An 18614-nucleotide genomic window follows, 5' to 3' on the forward strand; every position below is an offset into this window, starting at 1 on the left:
GCCCGGAGGGCCGGGCGGCACAATCGATCTTCGGATCGGGGGCGGTGTCAGCGGGGCCCGAGGTTCCAGCGGGGGCCCTGCGGGCCGTCCTCGATGACGAGCCCGGACTGGTTGAGCTGGTCGCGGATCGCGTCCGCGGTGGCCCAGTCCTTGCGGGCCCGGGCCGCCTCGCGCTGGTCGAGGACCATCCGGACCAGGGAGTCGACGACCCCGTGCAGGTCCTCACCCCGGTCGGCCTCGCCCGCCCAGTGCGGGTCGAGCGGGTCCAGGCCGAGGACGCCGAGCATGGCGCGCACCTCGGCGAGCCGGGCGACGGCCGCCTCCTTGTCGTCGGCCGCCAGCGCGGAGTTGCCCTGCCGGACCGTGGTGTGCACCACCGCGAGCGCCTGCGGTACGCCCATGTCGTCGTCCATGGCCTCGGCGAAGGCGGGCGGGACGTCGGCCGACGGCTCGACGGCTCCCCCGGCCTTCTCCACGACCCGCTGGATGAAGCCCTCGATCCGTGCGAACGCCGACTCGGCCTCGCGCAGGGCGTCCTCGCTGTACTCGATGGTGGAGCGGTAGTGCGGGGTGCCGAGGTAGTAGCGCAGCACGATCGGCCGCCAGTGCTTGACCATCTCGCTGACGAGGACCGAGTTTCCGAGCGACTTGGACATCTTCTCGCCGCTCATGGTCACCCAGGCGTTGTGCACCCAGTACTGCGCGAAGTCGTCCCCGAACGCCTTGGCCTGGGCGATCTCGTTCTCGTGGTGCGGGAAGATCAGGTCCAGGCCGCCGCCGTGGATGTCGAAGGCGGTGCCGAGGTACTTGTGCGCCATCGCCGAGCACTCCAGGTGCCAGCCCGGACGGCCACGGCCCCACGGCGTCTCCCAGTCGGGCTCGCCCGGCTTGGCCGCCTTCCACATCGCGAAGTCCCGCGGGTCCCGCTTGCCGGTGATGCCCTCCTCGGCGGGCTGGCGCATCTCGTCCAGGTCCTGCCGGGACAGCTCCAGGTAGGAGGGCCAGGAGCGCACGTCGAAGTAGACGCTGCCGTCCGCCTCGTAGGCGTGCCCGCGCTCGATCAGCCCGCGCATCATCTCGACCATCTCGGTGATGTGGCCGGTCGCCCGCGGCTCGTAGGTGGGCGGCAGGCAGCCGAGCACGGTGTAGCCCTCGGTGAAGGCCCGCTCGTTCTCGTAACCGATGGACCACCAGGGGCGGTTCTGCTGCTCCGCCTTGGAGATGATCTTGTCGTCGATGTCGGTGACGTTCCTGATGAACGTCACGTCGTAGCCGCGGTACTCGAACCAGCGGCGCATGATGTCGAAGTTGAGCCCCGACCGGATGTGCCCGATGTGGGGGGCCGCCTGCACGGTGGCGCCACACAGGTAGATCGAGACGCAGCCCTGCGTGAGCGGGGTGAAGTCACGGATCTGCCGGGCGCTGGTGTCGTACAGGCGAATAGTCACGTCTCCAGGGTAGTGGGCGCCGGGCAGTGCCTCGCGACCTTCCGTTCAGGCCGCACGTATTCGTGACACAGGTGGTCGCTTCAGGTCGGTACGGCCGACAGGGGCACCTTCACGACTTCGGTCCCGGGTGCCCCCGCCCTCCGTCAGCCCACCCGCACCACGAGTGCAGTGGCGATGGCCATCAGGCCTTCGTCCCGCCCGGGGAATCCGAGGCCGTCGGTCGTGGCCCCCGAGACGGACACCGGCGCCCCGGCCGCCTCGGACAGCAGCTTCTGCGCCTCGTCGCGCCGCTTGCCGATCTTCGGGCGCGGGCCCACGACCTGTACGGCGACGTTCCCGATCCGGAAGCCGGACTCGCGCACGATCCGGGCGGCCTCCGTCAGCAGGGTGACGCCGGACGCGCCGGACCACTCGGGGCGCCCGGTGCCGAAGTGCTGCCCCAGGTCACCGAGTCCGGCGGCGGAGAACAGCGCGTTGCAGGCGGCGTGCGCGACGACGTCCGCGTCGGAGTGGCCGGCCAGCCCCGGCCCCTCGCCCTCCCACTTCAGGCCGGCGCACCACAGCTCGCGACCCTCCTCGAAGGCGTGGATGTCGGTGCCGATGCCGACCTGGGGCAGCGGGTACGGCTCAGAAGCCATCGTTGAGCCTCCTGCGGGCCAGGACCGCCTCCGCGAGGACCAGGTCCAGCGGGCGGGTGACCTTGAAGGCCTCCTCGTGGCCGGGGACGACCACGACACGCAGACCGAGCCGCTCGACCATGCTCGCGTCGTCGGTGACGTCCTCGGTGACCTCCTCATGGGCCCGGACCAGCGTGGCCCGGTCGAAGCCCTGCGGGGTCTGTACGGCACGCAGGCGGGCCCGCGACGGGGTGGCCACCACCGGTTCGGGCTCGCCCGGGTCCGCGGGCCCGACCTCCTTCACCGTGTCGGCGAGGGGCAGCGCGGGTACGACGGCCGGTGCTCCCGCCCGTACCGCCTCGATCACCGCGTCCACCGTGTCGACCGGCACCAGGGGCCGCGCCGCGTCGTGGACGAGCACGATGTCGTAGTCGGGGGGCAGGGCGTCGAGGCCGAGCCGCACGGACTCCTGGCGGGAGTCGCCGCCGGGGACCACCAGGAAGTCCGTCCGCTCGGGCAGCGCGTGGGCGTCGAGGAGCGACTTGACCTCGGGGGCGCCGTCGGGCGGGGCCACGACGACGACCAGGGAGACGGCGCGGGAGGCGGCCATCGCGCGTACCGCGTGGACGAGCATGGGAGTGCCGCCCAGCGCGCGGAGCGCCTTGGGGGCGCCCGGGCCGAGCCGTACTCCTCGGCCGGCGGCCGGGATCACCGCGGCGGTACGCGGTTCCGTGGGCGAAGGACGCGAATCGTCAGACATCGGTTCCTGTCAGGTTTGTGTGCTCGGCCTGGTTGGGTATGGCCTGGGAAGTGCCGGGCGCGACGCCTTGACCGGACCCTTCCGTGACCCTGGTCGAGCCAGCTGCCCGGGCCCGGCACACCAAGTATCGGGGGCCCACCCCGAGAGGACGTACCGGCACGGCGCGTCTGGGTACGAACATGCCGCAGCGCCCGGCGACGGAAATACGTCATCGGGCACCGCGGCATTTCGATGTACTGAGTGCTGAAGCGGGCTTGCGCCTGCGTCAGTGGTTCAGGACGCGAGGACCTCGTCGAGCAGAGCCTCGGCCTTGTCCTCGTTGGTGTTCTCCGCGAGGGCGAGTTCGCTCACCAGGATCTGGCGGGCCTTGGCGAGCATCCGCTTCTCACCTGCGGACAGTCCGCGCTCGCGCTCGCGACGCCACAGGTCACGCACAACTTCCGCGACCTTGATGACATCACCCGAGGCAAGCTTCTCCAGGTTTGCCTTGTAACGACGCGACCAGTTCGTGGGCTCCTCGGCGTACGGCGCGCGCAGCACCTCGAAGACCCGGTCCAGCCCGTCCTGACCGACCACATCACGTACGCCGACGAACTCCGCATTGTCCGCTGGCACACGTACCGTCAGGTCACCCTGGGCGACCTTCAGCACCAAGTAGGTCTTGTCCACGCCTTTGATCTGGCGAGTTTCGATGGCCTCGATCAGCGCGGCCCCGTGATGGGGATAGACCACGGTGTCGCCAACCTTGAACGTCATGTGACAGGTACCCCTTCCGTGGCTATCCAGGGTAACACGGAAACGGCGGGTTCTGAATGGCGTTTTCGCAGGTCAGGGCATATCTCGGGGCTTGACAACAGCAACAGGAACGTGCTGCGCGGGCCGAGCGGAAGGAGGTATTCGCAGGTCGGAGGGGCTCTGCGGGGGAGGTGAAACCCGTACGTTACACGCATCTGGAGGCCCTCAGGAGGGGACGAACATCCTCATATGTCCGGTTCCAGATGTGCGACTTCCGCTACTCCGTTCGGTGCCGGGTGTCACTTCCGCGTCGATTCGGAAATTGATCACCGGGGGTCGGCCACGGGCCCGGTTGAGGCCCACGTGATCAATTCCGGGAAGGGCCCCGCATTCCTTCACCGAAGATTTGCGTGCCGTCGCTCGGACTATGACTCGGGCGCTTATGTGAATGCCGGACGAGCCCCGTGCCACCCCCCTGCGGGGGGAAGCCCGCACCTTGAGGGAGGGTCGGGTGCGGCGGCGCGGGAACGGCTCGGTAACCTATGGCCGCTGACAGATACTTAGGGCGGCTTTACAAGCCGCCACGTTCGAGTCAAGGAGTTGCCGCCGCCGTGAGCAGCAGCCTTCGACGCGGCGCACTCGCCGCCGCCGCCATCGCGTTCTCGATCGCCTCGCTCGCCGCGTGCGGCGCCGGATCCGATGCCCAGACCCTGCAGGTCAAGCCGGACAACGCGGCCGTAAAGGTCGGCGACATCAAGGTCCAGAACGCACTGATCATCACCCAGCCCGATCCGCAGGCCACCGGTCCCGCCGTGATCTCGGCGACGCTGTTCAACAACGGCGCCACCGCGCAGACCGTGGACTCGATCACCCTGCCGAATGTCAACCAGACCGCCGAGGTCAAGCCGGCCAAGGGCAACGGCAAGCTCGTCGTCCCGGCGCACGGCTCCGTGGTGATCGGTGGCAAGGGCAACGCCAGCGCCGTGCTGCCCAGCGGGCGTGAGGCCGTCCAGGACGGCAGCGTCCGGAAGATCACCTTCACCTTCAGCAAGACCGGTGACGTCAGCCTGCGCGGCTTCGTCGTCCCGGCCGAGAGCTACTTCACCAAGTGGGGTCCGAGCACCATCCCCACGACCGCTCCCAGCGCCACGCCGACGAACAGCGCGTCGGGCTCCCCGAGCCCGTCCAACTCGGCCGCTTCCCCGTCGACCTCGGCCACGCCGACCGACTCGGCGTCCGCGAGCGCGTCGGCGGGCTGAGCCCGCACACGCGTCAAGGGCGGGACCTCGTCACGAGGTCCCGCCCTTGTCCGTGGCCCGGCGACCGGGTCACAGGGCCCGTCGTCCGGGCCCTCGGTCTTTCTACGGCTCGAACTTGTAGCCCAGCCCGCGCACGGTCACCAGGTATCTGGGCGCGCCCGGGTCCGGCTCGATCTTGGCGCGCAGGCGCTTGACGTGGACGTCGAGGGTCTTGGTGTCGCCCACGTAGTCGGCGCCCCAGACGCGGTCGATGAGCTGCATGCGGGTCAGCACCCGGCCGGCGTTGCGCAGGAGCATCTCCAGCAGGTCGAACTCCTTCAGGGGCAGGTCGACCTTGGAGCCGGAGACCGTCACCACGTGGCGGTCGACGTCCATGCGGACCGGGCCGGCCTCCAGAGCGGCCGGGGTGACCTCCTCGGGCTCGCCGCGGCGGCGCAGCACGGCCCGGATGCGGGCCACCAGCTCGCGCGAGGAGAACGGCTTGGTGACGTAGTCGTCGGCCCCTATCTCCAGGCCGACGACCTTGTCGATCTCGCTGTCCTTGGCGGTCACCATGATGACCGGGACGTTCGAGCGGCCGCGCAGCTGGCGGCACACCTCCGTACCCGGCAGCCCGGGCAGCATCAGGTCGAGGAGGACGAGGTCGGCGCCGTTGCGCTCGAACTCGTCGAGTCCGTCGGGGCCGGTGGTCGCCACGGCGACCTCGAAGCCCTCCTTGCGGAGCATGTAGGACAGGGCGTCGGAGAAGGACTCCTCGTCCTCGACGACGAGCACTCGGGTCACGGAAGGACCTCCGGGGCGGGAAGCGGTTCGTACGGGGATGACTCGTTGGGTTCGCCGGACTCTTCGTCGAGACCGTCGAGGTAGGGATGCTGCTGGGCGCGGTCACGGGCCGCACCCGCCTCCGGCAGCCTGAGGGTGAACGTGGAGCCCTGGTTCTCGGCGCTCCACACCGTGACCTCCCCGCCGTGCGAGGCGGCCACGTGCTTGACGATCGCCAGACCGAGGCCCGTACCGCCGGTGGCGCGGGAACGGGCCGGGTCGACGCGGTAGAAGCGCTCGAAGATGCGCTCCTTGTCCTTGTCGGATATCCCGATGCCCTGGTCGGTCACGGCGACCTCGATCATGTCTCCGCCGGGCGCGGTCACCCGGCGGGCGGCGATGCCCACGCGGGTCCGGGCCGGGGAGTAGTTCACGGCGTTCTCGACGAGGTTGCCGAGGGCCGCGGCGAGTTGGCCTCGGTTGCCCCAGACGTGCAGGTCGGCGGTGCCGCCGGCGGCCATGGTGATCTGCTTTGCGCCGGCCTGGTGGCGGCAGCGGTCGATGGCCTCGGCGACCAGCTCGTCGACCCGGACGGGCTCGGCGTCCTCCAGCGGGTCGTCGTTCTGCACCCGGGAGAGGTCGATGAGCTCCTGGACCAGGTTGGTCAGGCGCGTGGCCTCTATCTGCATGCGTCCGGCGAAGCGCTCGACGGCCTCCGGGTCGTCGGAGGCGTCCATGACGGCCTCGGACAGCAGGGAGAGCGCCCCGACGGGCGTCTTGAGCTCGTGGCTGACGTTGGCGACGAAGTCGCGCCGTACCGCCTCGATCCTGCGGGCCTCGGTGAGGTCCTCGACCAGCAGCAGCACCAGCCGGGAGCCGAGCGGCGCCACGCGCGCGGAGACGGCCAGGGCGTCGCCCCGGCCGGTCCCGCGGCGGGGCAGGTCGAGCTCGACCTGGCGTATCTCCCCGTCCCGCCGGGTGTCCCTCGCCATCTGCAGCATCGGCTCGACCGAGAGCCGGCCACCGCGGACCAGTCCCAGGGCGTACGCCGCGGAGCTGGCCTTCACGACGGCGTCGGCCTCGTCCAGGACGACGGCCGAGGACCGGAGCACGGACAGGACGGTGTCCACCCCCGGTGGAAGCATCGGGTCGGTGTGCAATGAGGTGCGGGTGGGGCGCTTCTGCTCCCGCTCGCTCCAGCGGAACGCCAGCATGGCGATCACACCGGTGAGCACCCCGGCGATCGCTGCCGCTGCGGCGACCGCCGCGTTCACGTCCATGCAAACAGGTTAAGCAGGGGGTACGACATCACCACAGCCGTCGACGTGCGAGCTCGAACACTCGTCGCCCAGAGTTCACCTTGGAGCCAGGGATGGTTCATTTGGGATGACGGAATCCGACGCGTTCCGGCCGGATCGTGGGAGCGTGGGGGTCACGGCAGCGGTTCGGCGGCTGGTTTCCGATCCCCGAAGCCCCGAGGCACACGTAGGTAAGAGAGGGACCCTGATGCGGGACGCGTACCACGAGGAACTTGATTCGATCGGCGACGGTCTGGTGGAGATGGCCCGACTGGTCGGGTCGGCGATCGGGCGCGCCACGACCGCCATCCTCGACTCCGATCTGAAGCTCGCCGAGGCCGTCATCGAAGGCGACCAGAAGGTCGACGAGCTCCAGCACGACCTGGAGGCCAGGGCCATAGCCCTGCTCGCCCGCCAGCAGCCGGTGGCGACCGACCTGCGGATCGTCGTCACGTCGCTGCGCATGTCGGCCGACCTGGAGCGCTCGGGCGACCTCGCCCAGCACGTCGCGAAGCTCGCGCGGCTGCGCTTCCCTGAGCGGGCGATCCCGCACGACCTGCACGCGACCATCCTGGAGATGGGCCAGCTCGCCCAGCGCCTCATGGCGAAGGCGGCCGAGGTCATCATCACCAAGGACGTCGACCTGGCGATGCAGCTGGAGCAGGACGACGACGAGATGGACCTGCTGCACCGCACGCTCTTCCAGCACCTGCTGGACGACCGGTGGAAGCACGGCATCGAGACGGCGGTGGACGTCACCCTCCTCGGCCGCTACTACGAGCGGTTCGCCGACCATGCGGTGGCCGTCGCCAAGCGCGTGGTGTTCCTGGTGACCGGTGAGCACGCGGACGTCCTGCAGACGGACATCCAGCCGGAGATCCAGCCGGTGGCGGGCTCCGAGGGGGCGTAACCGCCGACGCCAGGCGTGCGGACGGCACGGCCGAGGGGCGTGACCTGTGACGCCAGGGCGTGCGGACGCCACCGTGCGCCGTTGATGCGCCCAGCACGGCGGGCATGCAATGGGCACAGGCACCAGCCTCTAGGCTCCAGGAGGACCCATGGCCGAAGCCCCCACCACGCCCGACCCGACGCAGGAGCGCGAGACGGACCGGCCCGCCGAGACCAAGAGCCTCCCGCTCTTCGGCGCGTGCGGCTGCGGCTCGGGCTGCGGCTGCGGGTGCCAGTCGGGCAATCCGTGTCAGTGCGGTTGAGTCCCATGTGAGCGAAGGGCCCCGGTGAGCACACTGGGGCCCTTCGTCCGTGGGCGTGTCAGGGCGGTACTAGGCTCGGCGGCGAGTTGATCCACGACACGTCTCGGGAGCGCCGGACCGGATGCCCGCCACCCACACCCCTGTCCACCGCCAGGTCATCTCGGTCGTCACACCGGTGCACGGCGAGGCCGTACGGTTCCTGACGAGCGCGTACGCCTCCCTGCGCGCCCAGCGACTGCCCGAGGGCTGGTCGTGGGAGTGGTGCGTGCAGGAGGACGGGCCCGGTGTGGACGCGGCCGCCCACCTGCCCGACGACGACCCGCGCGTCCGGATCTCCACGGCCCGCCACGGCGGCCCGCACGTGGCGCGCACGCTGGCCTTCGCGCGGTCCACCGGCCGGTACGTGAAGAACCTCGACGCCGACGACCGGCTCACCCCGGGGGTCCTCGCCCGCGACATCGCCGTACTCGAGGAGCGGCCGGAGATCGGCTGGACCACCTCGCGCGTCAGCGACCTCCTCGAGGACGGCAGCACCGTCTCGTTCGAACTGAGCGACCCGCCGCCCGGACCGCTCCCCCGGGGCAGCGCCTTCCCCTTCTGGGACGAGCACCGCCGCCCGCGGGTCCACCCCGCCACCCTCTGCGTCCGGCGTGCGCTGCTCGCGCTCCTCGGAGGGTGGATGGCCCTGCCGGCGTCCGGCGACACGGGTCTCCTCCTCGGACTCGACGCGCTTGCGGACGGGTGGTTCCACGGTGAGACGGGCCTGCTCTACCGCAAGCACGGGGCCCAGATCACCGCGCACCCGCACCACACCGCCGGTCCGGAATGGCAGGCCCGTATGTCCCTGATCCGCGAACACGCCCTGGCGCTCCAGGACTGGGCGGGCGTCCGAGGGCCGGCGATGGACGCATAAATCGAACACGTGCTTGAATTCGAGCATGCGATCGTTTCCCGCCGACCCGGCCGCCGAGGCACAGCAGGAATGGAACACCGTCGGGCGGGACGCGAGGTGAGCGGCTCGGTCACGGGCGGCGGGATGCTGGCCGTGTCCGCGCTGCCCCCTGCCGCGCCACGACTGCGGGCGATCCTGGCCTGCCTCGTCCGAACCGGCCATGATCCACACGGAGTCCTCGAATGACGCACCGGAATGCGGGACCGTATGTCCCGGACGATCCTGAGGGCATGACCGGACCGATACGCGTGATCGTGCACCCGCCCTCCCCCACGGGCGGACGACGCGTACGCGTGGACGGCGAGATCCTCGGCCTGGCCCACAACGTCGTGGACGTCGCCGAGTTCCTCCGCCGCGCCGGCCTGGAGATCGACCCCTCCGAGGTGGCGGACTCGCCGTGGATCGACTGGCGCGGGGTGGGACCGGAGCGGTGGGGGCCGGAGAGCGGCTGAAGGAGCGGGACGGCGGTCGCGGGTCAGAAAAGCCGGCCGGCCCGGTGAAGCGCGTCGAAGACCATCGCGTCGACGGCCGAGACCCGCCCCCTGTCGGCGTGGGCGAACCAAGCGAGCTCGGCGATCTCGCGTGACGGGGTGAGCTCGCCGCGGTGATCGGCGGTGTAACAGATCATCCGGAAGGGGCCGTGCTCGGGATGGCCCTCACCGATCTCGAACGTGCCGAAGTGCACCATGGAGCCGGGGTCGATCGCCGCCCGCAACTCCTCGTCGATCTCCCGCACCAGCGTCTCGCCGTCGGACTCGCCCGGCTCCCGGTGACCACCAGGGAAGTAGAAACGATCCCTGCCGTGACTACGCGTCACCAGCACCCGGCCGTCCCGAACCAGAACCCACGCCACCTTCTCGGGCACACGACCGTTCACCACCATGCCCCGGGACCGTACCGAAGGGACGCCCCGGTACGAAACCAGGGCCCCTGCCACGGACGAACCGCGGACAGGGGCCTTGAGCGGTGCGGACTAATTCTTCTTGCCCTGGTTCTTGACCGCCTCGATCGCTGCCGCGGCCGCCTCCGGGTCGAGGTACTTGCCGCCCTTCGTCACCGGCTTGAAGTCGGCGTCGAGTTCGTAGGAGAGGGGGATGCCGGTGGGGATGTTCAGGCCCGCGATGTCGGCGTCCGAGATGCCGTCCAGGTGCTTGACCAGGGCGCGCAGGCTGTTGCCGTGGGCGGCGACGAGGACCGTGCGGCCGGCCAGGAGGTCGGGGACGATGCCGTCGTACCAGTACGGCAGCATGCGGATGACGACGTCCTTCAGGCACTCCGTGCGGGGGCGCAGCTCCGGCGGGATCGTCGCGTAGCGCGGGTCGTCGGCCTGCGACCACTCCGCGCCGTCCTCGAGCGGCGGCGGCGGGGTGTCGTAGGAACGGCGCCACAGCATGAACTGCTCCTCGCCGAACTCCGCGAGGGTCTGCGCCTTGTCCTTGCCCTGGAGGGCGCCGTAGTGGCGCTCGTTCAGGCGCCAGCTGCGCTGGACCGGGATCCAGTGGCGGTCGGCGGCCTCGAGGGCGAGCTGCGCCGTGCGGATCGCGCGCTTCTGGAGGGACGTGTGGACCACGTCGGGGAGAAGGTCGGCGTCCTTCAGGAGCTCGCCACCGCGGACTGCCTCCTTCTCGCCCTTCTCGTTCAGATTGACGTCCACCCAGCCGGTGAACAGGTTCTTCGCGTTCCACTCGCTCTCGCCGTGGCGGAGGAGGATCAGCTTGTACGGTGCGTCGGCCATGGGTCAGAGCGTAATCCACGCATTAGCCCGGTCGCGTGGCTGCCCGAGGGCCGGACAGTTGACGGCATCTGTTAATCGAGTGGCTCACGTGAGCCCATCTCCGTAAGTTGTCCCTGCCGCCTGAGCCGCTTACACCTGTGGGGGATCCGCCATGTCCGTCGCCAGTCTGAGACGTGCCGCCCGGGAGACCGTCTCCGGACTCCCCCGCGAGTTCTGGTGGCTGTGGACGAGCACCCTCGTCAACCGGCTCGGCGCCTTCGTCGCGACCTTCATGGCGCTCTACCTGACGCTCGACCGCGGCTACTCCGCTTCCTACGCCGGTCTCGTCGCGTCGCTGCACGGGCTCGGCGGTGTCGTCTCGTCGCTGGGCGGCGGGGTGATGGCCGACCGGCTGGGCAGGCGGCCCACGCTGCTGATCGCGCAGTCCTCCACCGCGGCCTGCGTGGCGCTGCTCGGCTTCGTGCACGACCCCGTCGCGATCGCCGCGGTCGCCTTCCTCGTCGGCATGGCCTCCAACGCCTCCCGGCCGGCGGTGCAGGCCATGATGGCCGACATCGTCCGCCCCGAGGACCGGGTGCGGGCCTTCTCGCTCAACTACTGGGCCATCAACCTCGGCTTCGCGATCTCCTCCATGGCCGCCGGATTCATCGCCGAGTTCAGCTACCTCGCCGGCTTCCTGATCGAGGCGGGCATGACCGCCGTCTGCGCGGTCGTGGTGTTCCTGAAGCTGCCCGAGTCGCGGCCCGAGCGGACGGCGACGCAGAAGGAGGCGGAGGAGGGGATCGGTCTCGGGACCGTGCTGCGCGACGGGCGGTACATGGCCGTCGTGGGCCTGTCCTTCCTCGTCGCCCTCGTCTTCCAGCAGGGCTCGGTCGGCCTGCCGGTCGCGATGGGCACGGCCGGGTTCACGCCCGCCGACTACGGATTCGCGATCGCCGTCAACGGCATCCTGATCGTCGCCCTGCAGATCCCGGTGACGCGGTTCATCGCCGACCGGGACCCCCGGCGGCTGCTCGTCGTCTCGTCCGTCCTCGCCGGCTACGGCTTCGGACTCACCGCCTTCGCCGGGTCGGTCGGCGTCTTCGCCCTGACCGTGTGCGTGTGGACGCTCGGCGAGATGATCAACGCGCCGACCCAGACGGGCCTGGTCGTACGCCTCTCCCCGGTCCACGGCCGCGGCCGCTATCAGGGCGTCTACACCCTGTCCTGGTCGCTCGCCGCGCTCGTCGCCCCCCTGATGTCCGGCGTTGTCATCGACCACCTCGGCGCCGGATGGCTGTGGGGGCTGTGCGCGGCCGTCGGGACGCTGGCCGCCGTGGGATACGGCGTGCTGATGCGGCGCATGCCGGAGGAGGGGCCGGCGGCGGAGCGGCCCGTGGCCGCCAGGGCAGAGGTCGCCGCCGGCTGACCGGGGCGCGCGACGAACCCTCCTGACGCGACGAGCCCCCTACCGCCTTCTCCGCCGGTAGGGGGCTCGCTGCTGCGGGTGTGCGCCGGATGCCGACGCTCGCGTTCGTCAGAGGCAGACGTTCACGCCGACGTGCTGGGGCAGCGCGCCGAGGGTGCCGCCGGCGACGCCGAGGGCGGTCGCCTTGACCGAGTCGACCTCGGACAGCACGGCCGCGGTGCCGAGCGTCGTGGCGCCGACGGTGAGGTCGGCCTGGGGGCTCAGGCCGCCCGAGACGTTGTCGAGCTCGGCGTCGGAGATCTCGAGGGTCTGCACCTGGGGAGCGGAGTTCATGGGGAAACTGCCCTTCGCATGGATGGTCCACATGGGGGGGGAGGCGGCCCCGCTGGGGGTACAGACGGGCATGCCGCGGTGCGCAGGATCAAACCACGCCGGGTGCCGGGCATCCAGTCCGTACCCGTCCCCAGCAGGGCAGTTGGGCGCGTAGGCGACCGAACCGTGTGCGTGTGCACACCAGTTGGTGCCGGGTTCTCTACAGGCGCGCCCGGCCAGGTGCCCGGCAGCCGTTGCGGCGGGCGTACCGAACCGGACAACTCCTTCCCAACCGAACCCGGGCAACCCGTGGTTGCGCATTCATTGTGCAGATTCGGTCGCGGATTCGGTCGTACTCCGGCCGCACGGCGTCAGAAGCCGTCACGGTGCATCGTCACGGGTGCATCCGTGCGCCCTTCACCACCTTGTCCACCGCGTTCTTCGGCCCGTACACCGCCAGCCCCACCAGGTCCAGGTCCCCGGTCCCCACGGCCCGTACCGCCGCCCGGTTGTCGCGGTCGTTGCCCGTGGCGAAGAGGTCGGAGGTGAACAGGGCGCGCGGGAGCGCCCGGGACAGCACGCGCGCGTGGGCCGCGGTCAGGGTCTCCTTCGCCCCCTCGAAGATCATCACCGGCTGGCGGAACATCGGCAGGTACAGGACGCCGTCCGCGTCCTCGTAGGGCTCGCCGACCACCTCCGGAACCTGGGTGCCCAGGCCGCTGACCAGGAAGGCGGTGACGTTCAGACGCTGCCAGGGCTCCAGGTCCTCGCGCAGCAGGACGGCGATCTTGGTGTCGAAACGGATGGGTTCGCTGCTCATGGAACGAGACTGCCGACCGCCCCGCGACCTCGTCTTGTACGTTCTTTGCATGGCCACCCGGCAGGAAGTCTCCGCGTGGCGCCCGACCGTGCCGGGCGTCGTGGAGGTCTTCCACGCGCACTTCACCGAGTACGCCTACCCGATGCACGTCCACGACGCGTGGACGCTGCTGATCGTGGACGACGGGGCCGTACGGTACGACCTCGACCGGCACGAGCACGGCACCCCGCACGACACGGTCACCCTGCTCCCGCCGCACGTCCCGCACAACGGCTCCCCCGCCACCCCGCACGGCTTCCGCAAACGCGTCCTGTACCTCGACGCCACCCACCTGCCCGACGGACTGATCGGCCCCGCCGTCGACCGGCCGGACCTGCGCGACCCGGAGCTGCGCCTCCGCGTCGGCCAGCTGCACGGCGCCCTCGCGCACCCCGGCGACGAGCTGGAGGCGGAGAGCCGGCTGACGTTCATCGGCGAGCGCCTGCGCTCCCACCTGCGGCCCCGCCTGCTCACCAACGACCCCCGCCCCGACCCCGCCCTCGCCCGCCGGCTGCGCGAACTCCTCGACGAGCACGTCGTCGCCGGGCTCACCCTGGACGACGCCGCCGCCCTCCTCCACGCCCACCCGGCCCATCTCGTACGGGCCTTCTCCACCGCCTACGGCATCGCCCCGCACCAGTACCTCAACTCCCGACGCGTCGACCGCGCCCGCCGCCTCCTCCTCGACGGCCGCCCCCCGGGCGAGGTGGCCGCGGCCACCGGCTTCTTCGACCAGTCCCACCTCACCCGCCACTTCCGCAAACTGGTGGGGGTGCCACCGGGCCGGTACGCAACGAAAATGGGACGGCGGGGAGATCGCTCCGGGCTGTAGTTACGCCGTGCTGCGGCGTTGCGTAAGTCGCGGCGGTCGCCGGGGGCCGGGGCTGGTTCAGTCGGTGGGGCGTTCGGTCAGGTGGGTGAAGGCGTCCAGGTTTTTTGTGGACTCGCCGCGGGACACGCGCCACTCGTACTCCCTGCGGATGGCCGTCGCGAAGCCCAGTTCCAGAAGGGTGTTGAAGCTGCCGTCCGCCGCCTCCAGGACCTGTCCGAGGAGACGGTCGATCTCGTCGGGGGTGACGCAGGACAGGGGGAGCTTGGCGGTGACGTAGACGTCGCCGAGGTGGTCGACGGCGTAACCGACGCCGTAGAGCTTGAGGTTGCGTTCCAGGAGCCAGCGGTGGAACGCGGGTTCGTTCTCGTCGGGGTGGCGGATGACGAAGGCGTTGAGCGACAGGGAGTGGCGGCCGAGCAGGAGGGAGACCGTCGTCTTGAGCTTGCGGGTGCCCGGGAGTTGGACGACGTAGTTGCCGGGGGCCGGGCTCTCCCACTCCAGTTCGGCATCCTTCAGGACCGTCTCGACGATCTGGGCCGCCTGTGTCGCCTGCTCTCCGTCAGCCATGGTGCGAGCGTACGCGACGGCGGTGCGACTGCATCGCGGCCGTGTAGACGTCCGCCGTGGCGGCGGCCGCGGTGTCCCAGCCGAAGGACTGGGCGTGGCGGGCGGCCGCGGCGCCCATGCGGGGGGTGAGCGCGGGCTCGTCGGCGAAGGCGCGGAGCACGCGCGCGTAGTCGGCGGGGTTGTGGCCCCGTACGAGGAAGCCGGTCTCCGTGTCGCGCACGGCCACCGGGAGTCCGCCGACCGCCGCGGCCAGCACGGGGGTGCCCGCCGCCTGTGCCTCTATCGCCACCAGGCCGAAGGACTCGCTGTACGACGGCATGACGAGGAGGGACGCCGCCCGGAACCAGTCGGCCAGCTGGTCCTGGTCCACGGGCGGCCGGAAGCGGACCACGTCCGCGATGCCCAGGCGGGCGGCGAGCTTCTGCAGGCCCTCCGGCTTGGCGAGGCCGCTGCCGCTGGGGCCGCCGACGATCGGGACGACGATCCGGGAGCGCAGGTCGGGGCGGTCGTCGAGGAGCGCCGCCACCGCGCGCAGGAGGATGTCCGGCGCCTTGAGGGGCTGGATGCGGCCGGCGAAGAGGGGGACCAGGGCGTCCTGCGGGAGGTCCAGGCGGGCGCGGGCCGCCGCCCGGCCGTCCGCGGGGCGGAAGCGGTCGAGGTTGACGCCGGGGTGGACCACCGCGACCTTGGCGGGGGCGGCGTCGTAGTGGCGTACGAGTTCGTCCGCCTCTTCGGAGGTGTTGGCGATCAGGCGGTCCGCCGCGTTGACGATCTGGGTCTCGCCGATCACGCGGGCGGCGGGTTCGGGGGTGTCGCCGTCGGCGAGGTTGGCGTTCTTGACCTTGGCCATGGTGTGCATGGCGTGGACCAGGGGGACGCCCCAGCGCTGGGCCGCGAGCCAGCCGACGTGGCCGGAGAGCCAGTAGTGGGAGTGGACCAGGTCGTAGTAGCCCGGGCGGTGGCCGGCCCAGGCCTGCATGACGCCGTGCGTGAAGGCGCAGAGCTGCGCGGGCAGGTCCTCCTTGGCCAGGCCCTCGTAGGGGCCGGCGTCGACGTGGCGGACCAGGACGCCGGGGGACAGCTCGACCGTGGGGGGCAGGGTCGCGGTGGTGGCGCGCGTGAAGACCTCCACCTCCACGTTGATCGCGGCGAGGCGTTGGGCCAGCTCGACGATGTAGACGTTCATGCCCCCGGCGTCGCCTGTGCCGGGCTGGTGGAGCGGGGAGGTGTGCACGGAGAGCATGGCTACGCGGCGGGGGCGGCGGTGGAGCCTCAGTCGGCTCACTTGGCGTTCCTCCTTGCTGCGGGCATGCCGGGCTTGGGCCTTCAACCTGGGTGAACAGCGGAGGAAGGCGTTCCCATTCCGGGGGGTGGGGTTTTTGCCGAAGCATTACCGGGTGTCGCTCAACTGTTCGGGGGTGGGGTGCGTGGTGGGTGCCTGGTGGGGGTCGCGGTGAGGCTTGGTGGGTGCGTGTGTGCGCGTCCGTTGTGGGTCGGGGCCGTGCCGGGGGTGTCCGTCCTCGGTCGGGCGGTGCCGTTGGGTCGGGCGTGGACGGTGATGGACGCCCGACGCTGCCGGCGGGCACCCCCCGGCACGGCCCCTTCTCGCCGTTGCGCGCGGGGCGGTCGGGGGCGCCTACGCTCTTGGGCATGAGCGCCCGTGCCATTCGTCGACCTGTGGGGAACGTGACGCGCGGGACCACCAATCCCAATCGGCTGCGGCGGATGGACCGGTGGATCGCGGCGGTGCAGGGGCGGGCGTTGCGGGGGGCCGTCGATCCCGTCGCGATCGACTTGGGGTACGGGGCTGCTCCCTGGACCGCCGTGGAGTTGCTGGAGCGCTTGCGAGGCGTGGCTCCGCGGACGCGTGTCGTGGGGATTGAGATCGAGCCCGCCAGGGTTGCCGCGGCGAAGGCGTACGAGCGGGAGGGGCTCGTCTTTCTGCACGGCGGGTTCGAGGTCCCTGTGGCGGGGCGGCCGGTGCTCATTCGGGCCGCGAACGTGCTGCGGCAGTACGACGAGGGTGAGGTGGCCTCGGTGTGGGAGCGGCTGTGTGGGCGGTTGACGTCGGACGGGCTGCTCGTGGAGGGGACCTGTGACGAGATCGGGCGTCGGCATGTGTGGGTCGCGCTCGGGCCGGAAGGGCCTCGTACGGTCACCTTCGCTGCGCGGCTGGGGTCGTTGGAGCGGCCGTCGGATCTCGCGGAACGGCTTCCCAAGGCCCTTATTCACCGGAACGTCGCGGGTGAGCCCGTTCATTCTTTCTTGCGTGATTTCGACCGGGCTTGGGCCGCCGCGTCACCGTATGCCTCTTATGGCGCGCGGCAGCGTTGGATGCGGGCCGTGCGGGATCTGGCGGTCGACTGGCCCGTGATGGATGGGCCCGGGCGGTGGCGGCAGGGTGAAGTGACGGTGGAGTGGGGGGCCTTGGCGCCTTCGAGGTGACGGGATCTGGGCCTTTGACCTGCGGGGAACGGATGCGGTGCGGCGTTCGTCACAAAGGCGGGGAGATCGTCATGGGGAGAGGCCGTAGGGGGAAGTTTCCCGTGCGACGGGCTCTGTCGTTTTGCGTCTGACCGTGGCACGATCCCCCGAGCGGCCGTAAGTTACTGACGGTAAATCAGGTTGGGGGAGCGCTATGGGTGCGGGCAAGCGCGGTCTGTTCGCGACTGCCGTGACCGTGGTCTGCGCGGTCACCGTGCTGGCGGTGCCGGGGACGGCGTTCGCGAGCCCCACGCCCACGCCGAGCGCGTCGGCGACTCCCGCCTCCAACAAGGAGCTTGAGGCCGTCCAGGCCAAGCTCGACCGGCTCTACCACGACGCCGCCGTGGCCACGGACTCCTACAACGCGGCCGAGGAACAGGCGCGGACACAGTCCGCCGCGATCGTCGACCTGGCCAAGAAGATCGTCAAGAGTCAGCAGCGGCTGGACGAGTTGAAGAAGCGGGCGGGGGCCGCTGCCGCCGCGCAGTACCGCGGGGGCGGGCTGCCCGACGAGGCGCAGTTGCTGCTCAGCGACGATCCGCGGGAGTTCCTCGACGGTGCGGGCAGGGTGCTGGAGGGGCAGCGGGCCACCAAGGGGCTCATCGCCGAAATGACCCGCACCCAGCAGGACTTGCAGCAGTACGCGGCGGACGCCTCCGCGCAGTGGAAGAAGCTGGAGGCCAACCGCAAGGCGAAGGACGCGGCCCGGAAGAAGATCAAGAAGCAGATCGCGCGGGCCGAGGAACTCCAGGGGCGGTTGCAGAAGGAGGAGAAGGAGCGGCTCGCGAAGCTGGAGCAGGAGGCCGCCTACAAGGCGCAGACCGCCTGGCTCGACTCCGGGATCCTCCACGACATCAACGGCAAGGCGTCCGAAGAGGGCAAGAAGGCCGTCAAGTTCGCCACCGAGCAGATCGGCAAGCCGTACGTGTGGGGCGCCGAGGGGCCGAAGTCCTACGACTGCTCGGGGCTCACTTCGCAGGCGTGGCTGAACGCCGGCCGCCCCATTCCCCGTACGTCGCAGGAGCAGTGGAAGCAGCTCAAGCACGTCGACATCAAGGACATGCGGCCCGGGGACCTCATCATCTACTTCGACGACGCCAGTCATGTCGCCATGTACATCGGCGACGGCGCGATCGTGCACGCCCCGCGGCCCGGGCGGACCGTGACGATCGCCGGCGCCGGATCCATGCCGATCCTCGGGGTGGTACGGCCGGACGCGTGAGACCGGCGCCACGTGACGCACGGCACCACAGGCCCCGTTCAAACGCGGGCGGACGTGACCTTCGTCATTCCCCCTGGTGGGCCGACCTGTCCAACTGCGGTAGGGATCGCGGCATATGACAGTGGCCGGTGTGTCGGCGACGTGGCCCACACC

General features: G+C 70.7%; 21 protein-coding genes. 9 read left to right on the forward strand and 12 right to left on the reverse strand.

Annotation, left to right across the window (positions count from 1 at the left end; translation table 11 throughout):
• Nucleotides 1–47: 47 nt before the first annotated feature.
• The 4 genes from cysS to FBY22_RS39310 all read right to left on the reverse strand — a co-directional run bounded on the left by cysS (nucleotide 48) and on the right by FBY22_RS39310 (nucleotide 3581).
• Nucleotides 48–1448 (reverse strand): cysteine--tRNA ligase, encoded by a 1401-nt coding sequence (cysS, locus tag FBY22_RS39295; protein WP_142153090.1) that lies wholly within the window; start codon nucleotides 1446–1448, stop codon nucleotides 48–50.
• Between the two features lie 143 nt (nucleotides 1449–1591).
• A complete protein-coding gene (gene ispF, locus FBY22_RS39300; RefSeq protein ID WP_142153092.1) occupies nucleotides 1592–2086 on the reverse strand; it encodes a 2-C-methyl-D-erythritol 2,4-cyclodiphosphate synthase in 495 nt (164 codons plus the stop codon).
• Nucleotides 2076–2825, reverse strand: a complete 750-nt coding sequence (gene ispD / locus FBY22_RS39305; RefSeq protein WP_142153094.1) for a 2-C-methyl-D-erythritol 4-phosphate cytidylyltransferase — start codon at nucleotides 2823–2825, stop codon at nucleotides 2076–2078. Before ispD ends, ispF begins: the two co-directional genes overlap by 11 nt.
• Before the next feature lie 273 nt (nucleotides 2826–3098).
• Complete coding sequence (locus tag FBY22_RS39310; protein ID WP_003953493.1) at nucleotides 3099–3581, reverse strand: CarD family transcriptional regulator; 483 nt, start codon at nucleotides 3579–3581, stop codon at nucleotides 3099–3101.
• A gap of 590 nt (nucleotides 3582–4171) precedes the next feature.
• On the opposite strand from FBY22_RS39310, the gene FBY22_RS39320 reads away from it, so the two are divergent.
• Nucleotides 4172–4819: a DUF461 domain-containing protein gene (locus FBY22_RS39320; protein ID WP_142153096.1), complete on the forward strand. Its 648-nt coding sequence runs from the start codon at nucleotides 4172–4174 to the stop codon at nucleotides 4817–4819.
• Between the two features lie 102 nt (nucleotides 4820–4921).
• Here FBY22_RS39320 and FBY22_RS39325 read toward each other — a convergent pair whose 3' ends face one another.
• Together FBY22_RS39325 and FBY22_RS39330 are read right to left on the reverse strand one after the other, a co-directional pair.
• Nucleotides 4922–5602: a response regulator transcription factor gene (locus tag FBY22_RS39325; RefSeq protein ID WP_015659563.1), complete on the reverse strand. Its 681-nt coding sequence runs from the start codon at nucleotides 5600–5602 to the stop codon at nucleotides 4922–4924.
• Nucleotides 5599–6861 (reverse strand): cell wall metabolism sensor histidine kinase WalK, encoded by a 1263-nt coding sequence (locus FBY22_RS39330; protein ID WP_142153098.1) that lies wholly within the window; start codon nucleotides 6859–6861, stop codon nucleotides 5599–5601. The genes FBY22_RS39325 and FBY22_RS39330 overlap by 4 nt, the downstream gene beginning before the upstream one ends.
• Nucleotides 6862–7087: 226 nt before the next feature.
• Between FBY22_RS39330 and phoU the strand changes: the two genes are divergently transcribed.
• The 4 genes from phoU to FBY22_RS39345 all read left to right on the forward strand — a co-directional run bounded on the left by phoU (nucleotide 7088) and on the right by FBY22_RS39345 (nucleotide 9494).
• Nucleotides 7088–7789 (forward strand): phosphate signaling complex protein PhoU, encoded by a 702-nt coding sequence (gene phoU / locus FBY22_RS39335; RefSeq protein WP_142153100.1) that lies wholly within the window; start codon nucleotides 7088–7090, stop codon nucleotides 7787–7789.
• A 148-nt stretch (nucleotides 7790–7937) separates the two neighbouring features.
• Complete coding sequence (locus FBY22_RS44365; protein WP_174267409.1) at nucleotides 7938–8090, forward strand: hypothetical protein; 153 nt, start codon at nucleotides 7938–7940, stop codon at nucleotides 8088–8090.
• 121 nt (nucleotides 8091–8211) lie between these two features.
• Nucleotides 8212–9003 carry a glycosyltransferase family 2 protein gene (locus tag FBY22_RS39340; protein ID WP_142153102.1) on the forward strand — a complete coding sequence of 264 codons (792 nt, stop codon included), beginning with the start codon at nucleotides 8212–8214 and terminating at the stop codon, nucleotides 9001–9003.
• 269 nt (nucleotides 9004–9272) lie between these two features.
• Entirely contained in the window at nucleotides 9273–9494 is a 222-nt protein-coding gene (locus tag FBY22_RS39345; protein ID WP_174267410.1) for a hypothetical protein, read from the forward strand.
• A 23-nt stretch (nucleotides 9495–9517) separates the two neighbouring features.
• Here the strand turns inward: FBY22_RS39345 and FBY22_RS39350 are convergent, their stop codons facing one another.
• Both FBY22_RS39350 and FBY22_RS39355 read right to left on the reverse strand, forming a co-directional pair.
• Entirely contained in the window at nucleotides 9518–9925 is a 408-nt protein-coding gene (locus FBY22_RS39350; RefSeq protein WP_142153104.1) for an NUDIX domain-containing protein, read from the reverse strand.
• A 90-nt stretch (nucleotides 9926–10015) separates the two neighbouring features.
• Complete coding sequence (locus FBY22_RS39355; protein WP_142153106.1) at nucleotides 10016–10777, reverse strand: phosphoglyceromutase; 762 nt, start codon at nucleotides 10775–10777, stop codon at nucleotides 10016–10018.
• 151 nt (nucleotides 10778–10928) lie between these two features.
• Between FBY22_RS39355 and FBY22_RS39360 the strand changes: the two genes are divergently transcribed.
• On the forward strand, nucleotides 10929–12185 hold the full coding sequence (locus FBY22_RS39360) for an MFS transporter (protein WP_174267411.1): 1257 nt from the start codon (nucleotides 10929–10931) through the stop codon (nucleotides 12183–12185).
• A gap of 108 nt (nucleotides 12186–12293) precedes the next feature.
• Here FBY22_RS39360 and FBY22_RS39365 read toward each other — a convergent pair whose 3' ends face one another.
• Together FBY22_RS39365 and FBY22_RS39370 are read right to left on the reverse strand one after the other, a co-directional pair.
• Nucleotides 12294–12518: a hypothetical protein gene (locus FBY22_RS39365; RefSeq protein ID WP_142153108.1), complete on the reverse strand. Its 225-nt coding sequence runs from the start codon at nucleotides 12516–12518 to the stop codon at nucleotides 12294–12296.
• 373 nt (nucleotides 12519–12891) lie between these two features.
• Nucleotides 12892–13317 (reverse strand): DUF2000 domain-containing protein, encoded by a 426-nt coding sequence (locus tag FBY22_RS39370; RefSeq protein ID WP_142153110.1) that lies wholly within the window; start codon nucleotides 13315–13317, stop codon nucleotides 12892–12894.
• Between the two features lie 49 nt (nucleotides 13318–13366).
• Between FBY22_RS39370 and FBY22_RS39375 the strand changes: the two genes are divergently transcribed.
• Complete coding sequence (locus FBY22_RS39375) at nucleotides 13367–14188, forward strand: AraC family transcriptional regulator (RefSeq protein WP_142153112.1); 822 nt, start codon at nucleotides 13367–13369, stop codon at nucleotides 14186–14188.
• Between the two features lie 57 nt (nucleotides 14189–14245).
• Here the strand turns inward: FBY22_RS39375 and FBY22_RS39380 are convergent, their stop codons facing one another.
• Both FBY22_RS39380 and mshA read right to left on the reverse strand, forming a co-directional pair.
• Nucleotides 14246–14755 carry a YbjN domain-containing protein gene (locus FBY22_RS39380; protein ID WP_142153114.1) on the reverse strand — a complete coding sequence of 170 codons (510 nt, stop codon included), beginning with the start codon at nucleotides 14753–14755 and terminating at the stop codon, nucleotides 14246–14248.
• Nucleotides 14748–16085: a D-inositol-3-phosphate glycosyltransferase gene (gene mshA / locus FBY22_RS39385; protein WP_142153116.1), complete on the reverse strand. Its 1338-nt coding sequence runs from the start codon at nucleotides 16083–16085 to the stop codon at nucleotides 14748–14750. Before mshA ends, FBY22_RS39380 begins: the two co-directional genes overlap by 8 nt.
• A gap of 320 nt (nucleotides 16086–16405) precedes the next feature.
• Between mshA and FBY22_RS39390 the strand changes: the two genes are divergently transcribed.
• Both FBY22_RS39390 and FBY22_RS39395 read left to right on the forward strand, forming a co-directional pair.
• On the forward strand, nucleotides 16406–17200 hold the full coding sequence (locus FBY22_RS39390; RefSeq protein ID WP_142153118.1) for a class I SAM-dependent methyltransferase: 795 nt from the start codon (nucleotides 16406–16408) through the stop codon (nucleotides 17198–17200).
• A 193-nt stretch (nucleotides 17201–17393) separates the two neighbouring features.
• Complete coding sequence (locus FBY22_RS39395; protein WP_142153120.1) at nucleotides 17394–18461, forward strand: NlpC/P60 family protein; 1068 nt, start codon at nucleotides 17394–17396, stop codon at nucleotides 18459–18461.
• The last annotated feature ends 153 nt before the right edge of the window (nucleotides 18462–18614 follow it).

The sequence above is a fragment of the Streptomyces sp. SLBN-31 genome (assembly GCF_006715395.1).
In the GTDB taxonomy this organism is placed as follows: Bacteria; Actinomycetota; Actinomycetes; order Streptomycetales; family Streptomycetaceae; genus Streptomyces.

Excerpts from the sequence above, each read along its gene's own strand:
- FBY22_RS39360 (WP_174267411.1), top strand. The coding sequence starts at position 10,929 with ATGTCCGTCGCCAGTCTGAGACGTGCCGCCCGGGAGACCGTCTCCGGA.
- ispD (WP_142153094.1), bottom strand. The coding sequence starts at position 2,825 with ATGTCTGACGATTCGCGTCCTTCGCCCACGGAACCGCGTACCGCCGCG.
- FBY22_RS39310 (WP_003953493.1), bottom strand. The coding sequence starts at position 3,581 with ATGACGTTCAAGGTTGGCGACACCGTGGTCTATCCCCATCACGGGGCC.
- FBY22_RS44365 (WP_174267409.1), top strand. The coding sequence starts at position 7,938 with ATGGCCGAAGCCCCCACCACGCCCGACCCGACGCAGGAGCGCGAGACG.
- FBY22_RS39380 (WP_142153114.1), bottom strand. The coding sequence starts at position 14,755 with ATGGCTGACGGAGAGCAGGCGACACAGGCGGCCCAGATCGTCGAGACG.
- FBY22_RS39330 (WP_142153098.1), bottom strand. The coding sequence starts at position 6,861 with ATGGACGTGAACGCGGCGGTCGCCGCAGCGGCAGCGATCGCCGGGGTG.
- FBY22_RS39390 (WP_142153118.1), top strand. The coding sequence starts at position 16,406 with ATGAGCGCCCGTGCCATTCGTCGACCTGTGGGGAACGTGACGCGCGGG.
- FBY22_RS39370 (WP_142153110.1), bottom strand. The coding sequence starts at position 13,317 with ATGAGCAGCGAACCCATCCGTTTCGACACCAAGATCGCCGTCCTGCTG.
- phoU (WP_142153100.1), top strand. The coding sequence starts at position 7,088 with ATGCGGGACGCGTACCACGAGGAACTTGATTCGATCGGCGACGGTCTG.
- FBY22_RS39365 (WP_142153108.1), bottom strand. The coding sequence starts at position 12,518 with ATGAACTCCGCTCCCCAGGTGCAGACCCTCGAGATCTCCGACGCCGAG.
- FBY22_RS39340 (WP_142153102.1), top strand. The coding sequence starts at position 8,212 with ATGCCCGCCACCCACACCCCTGTCCACCGCCAGGTCATCTCGGTCGTC.
- FBY22_RS39350 (WP_142153104.1), bottom strand. The coding sequence starts at position 9,925 with ATGGTGGTGAACGGTCGTGTGCCCGAGAAGGTGGCGTGGGTTCTGGTT.
- FBY22_RS39375 (WP_142153112.1), top strand. The coding sequence starts at position 13,367 with ATGGCCACCCGGCAGGAAGTCTCCGCGTGGCGCCCGACCGTGCCGGGC.
- ispF (WP_142153092.1), bottom strand. The coding sequence starts at position 2,086 with ATGGCTTCTGAGCCGTACCCGCTGCCCCAGGTCGGCATCGGCACCGAC.
- FBY22_RS39355 (WP_142153106.1), bottom strand. The coding sequence starts at position 10,777 with ATGGCCGACGCACCGTACAAGCTGATCCTCCTCCGCCACGGCGAGAGC.
- FBY22_RS39395 (WP_142153120.1), top strand. The coding sequence starts at position 17,394 with ATGGGTGCGGGCAAGCGCGGTCTGTTCGCGACTGCCGTGACCGTGGTC.
- FBY22_RS39345 (WP_174267410.1), top strand. The coding sequence starts at position 9,273 with ATGACCGGACCGATACGCGTGATCGTGCACCCGCCCTCCCCCACGGGC.